Here is a 2,555-nt window from a genome sequence, read left to right as displayed (position 1 = left end):
GGTGATGATTGAGTATTTTTGGCTTCACCTAATGGGTGAATGGTAGAACCTCGCAATTTCATAGACACGGCCTATAAAAACATCAGGTTGTAGTGTTATGCCATTTATCAACTGATTTATCTAGGATTAAGGATTATCGTTTTGGAATGGGCATGAGCGAAACCTATACACGCTCAACCACAAGAAGAGATAGGCTATTTTTGCTAAGTGCACTCGCTATTGGCTTGCTTACTCTGCTGGGTAAGGCTGGCGAAGAAGCGGATTTAGAAAAGACAATTAAAGCCAATACAACCAAAACTAGGAGCTACTCTTTATTTCGCCAAGGCTGTATTTACTATGAGCTTTTACCGACAATGAGAGAAGAATGGGCGCTTCCATTAATGGAAAACTTTTATCGTTACCTTAAAAATCATCGTATTTACCGCAGTGTCTTTGGGATTATTTGATTTAGAAATATGAGGGGATCTTTAAGTCTCTGCTCGTTTTCTATAACTACGCTGATCAAACATCATTAATATATGGAGAGTCAGGCTTTTTTATAGGGGAGCATAGGGCTTTGAGGTTTTTAAACTGAAATGTAGTGGCATTAATAAAAGCGCTTCTTGGGTAAAACCATAGGGCACTTTGCTCCCTATAATATCTTAGGGTCATAATGCTTTTAGGTTGATTTGTAAAGCAGGCGGTTATCATAGGACTTTCTAGCCAACCATCTATCGTACGTAATCTGGCTCCATACTTCATTAATACACAAATAGAGTCAATGTCTCCTTTTGCTGCTGCGTTGTGTAATGGTGTTATTTGGTGATTATCTTTGAAATACACTAAGTTTGGATATGTACCCAATATTAAATCCAATACAAATGCGTTTCCGCTCTGAACTAGTCCGTGAGCAGCAGTTACTCCAAATTTATTAGACTTACCGATTAATTGCGGATGATTTGACATTATTTCCTGCATAAATGCTGTATTTCGCCCATGGCCTACTGTTGCTAGGAGAAATATATTGCTACCTCTATCGTTCAGAGCGTTAGGATCAGCTCCTTTTTCTAGTAAAAACCGATAAGCAGCCATTTTTCCATTCCAACAAGTACAGTGGAGTGGTGTCATTCCTCGATAATCAACAGAATCTATTGGGATTCCTTTTTCAAGTAAAAAGCGCATACACGATACGCTATCATTATTGGCTGCAATATGTAGAGCCGTTTCCCCTTTTTTATTACGAGCACTCAAATTAACGCCTTTGTGTAAAATTCCCTCTAATTTATTCAAATCATCGTTTGTACAAGCTTCTGATAATTCATCAAAAGAGGTGCGCAATCTTTGCCTCAAAAAGCACTTAAAGCTGCTCTCAATCTCTGTGGATAATCTGGTTTGTGCGAGAGGTGATACGAAAACGTTTCCCATTTCTGTACTTTCACCTTCAAGTGTCGACATTTGTCTATGGAAATGCAAAACGATTGACCCTGATTTAAGTGCTGTCTCCGTCATAAATTTAAAATGCGCTATGCGAGCTTCTTCACTGTCTGCTGATTTTATTCTGACTTGATACGTCGAGGTTGAGCTTTTTTCATTAAATTTAAGAATAAAGACTTGATCTGATAGCTCGCCAATTCGGCTCAAGGTTTCAGTTGATAGGTTCCAGTGCAAATCAGTAGGAATATCTATGGAAACGTAATTTAAAGATGATTCTGTACTCATTTAATGCTTTGTCATTGCGTGATTTTTATATATTGACTTAATAGCTTAGAAATTAAAAGTTAACTATTTTTTAATTTTGGATAGCTACCTAATGGTGTCAATTAAAGCAACAAAAATGATAGGTGAATGCAGATAACTCAGTTGGATTTGACCTATAGCTTTTAGGCCAGTTTCAGCCTCATTTATGCAATTCTTTCAGATTCTCGCATTAGTTCTAGATAAAAAAATGCTAAGACAGATAACTTGAATCAATAAGGGCAGCATAAAGCTCACTTTATAGCTGCTAGCTAAAGAGAGGTACTGATTTGATAGAGTGACGATTAACCCAATAAGGTATTGGAGCAGAAAAACCGATGTAAATACCACAACATTCAATGCCGTATTTGCCCTGCCTGAATATGCCTTTTGAAAGTGTTGAGTCAGCGCTGCATAAGACAAATTAAAAATTTGTGATACCAAGCTTAACAGTACCCACCATATCCACTCATTATGGCCATGAACAGTGATGATCATCAATTCGATAACGATGTAAACGATCACCAGAACAGCCAAAATATTCTCAAGTGGTTTTCGATAATAGTTTTTGATTGGTCGTGCCTCAATATTTAGTAAGTCATTGAATTTTAATGAATCTGTGTTTTCAGGTTCAATTTATAAAATTTTGTAAATTCAATTACTTATAAAAAGTGTCCGAACCATTGTAAAGTAATAATCCATACTTATTCCTACTATCAGACATTGATCAGAGCAATCTCAAAAAATTCTATTTAATATAAACGCCAAATTTTCAATGGTTTGATAAAATATCACTTCAAAATTGAGGTGAATATGAATATAGAAATCAAACGATTAGACCA

General features: G+C 36.2%; 2 protein-coding genes. One reads left to right on the top strand and one right to left on the bottom strand.

Annotated elements, in window-relative coordinates:
* The first annotated feature begins 152 nt into the window (after positions 1-152).
* Positions 153-446, top strand: coding sequence for a hypothetical protein (locus D5018_RS21160; protein WP_133309373.1), 294 nt, complete (start codon positions 153-155; stop codon positions 444-446).
* A 55-nt stretch (positions 447-501) separates the two neighbouring features.
* On the opposite strand, the gene D5018_RS21155 is transcribed toward D5018_RS21160, so the two are convergent.
* Positions 502-1,698, bottom strand: coding sequence for an ankyrin repeat domain-containing protein (locus D5018_RS21155; RefSeq protein WP_121840948.1), 1,197 nt, complete (start codon positions 1,696-1,698; stop codon positions 502-504).
* Between the last annotated feature and the right edge of the window lie 857 nt (positions 1,699-2,555).

The sequence above is a fragment of the Parashewanella curva genome, assembly GCF_003675895.1.
In the GTDB taxonomy this organism is placed as follows: Bacteria; Pseudomonadota; Gammaproteobacteria; order Enterobacterales; family Shewanellaceae; genus Parashewanella; species Parashewanella curva.
Note: the sequence above shows the minus strand (reverse complement) of the source record. Positions and strands in the feature narration are given on the sequence as shown.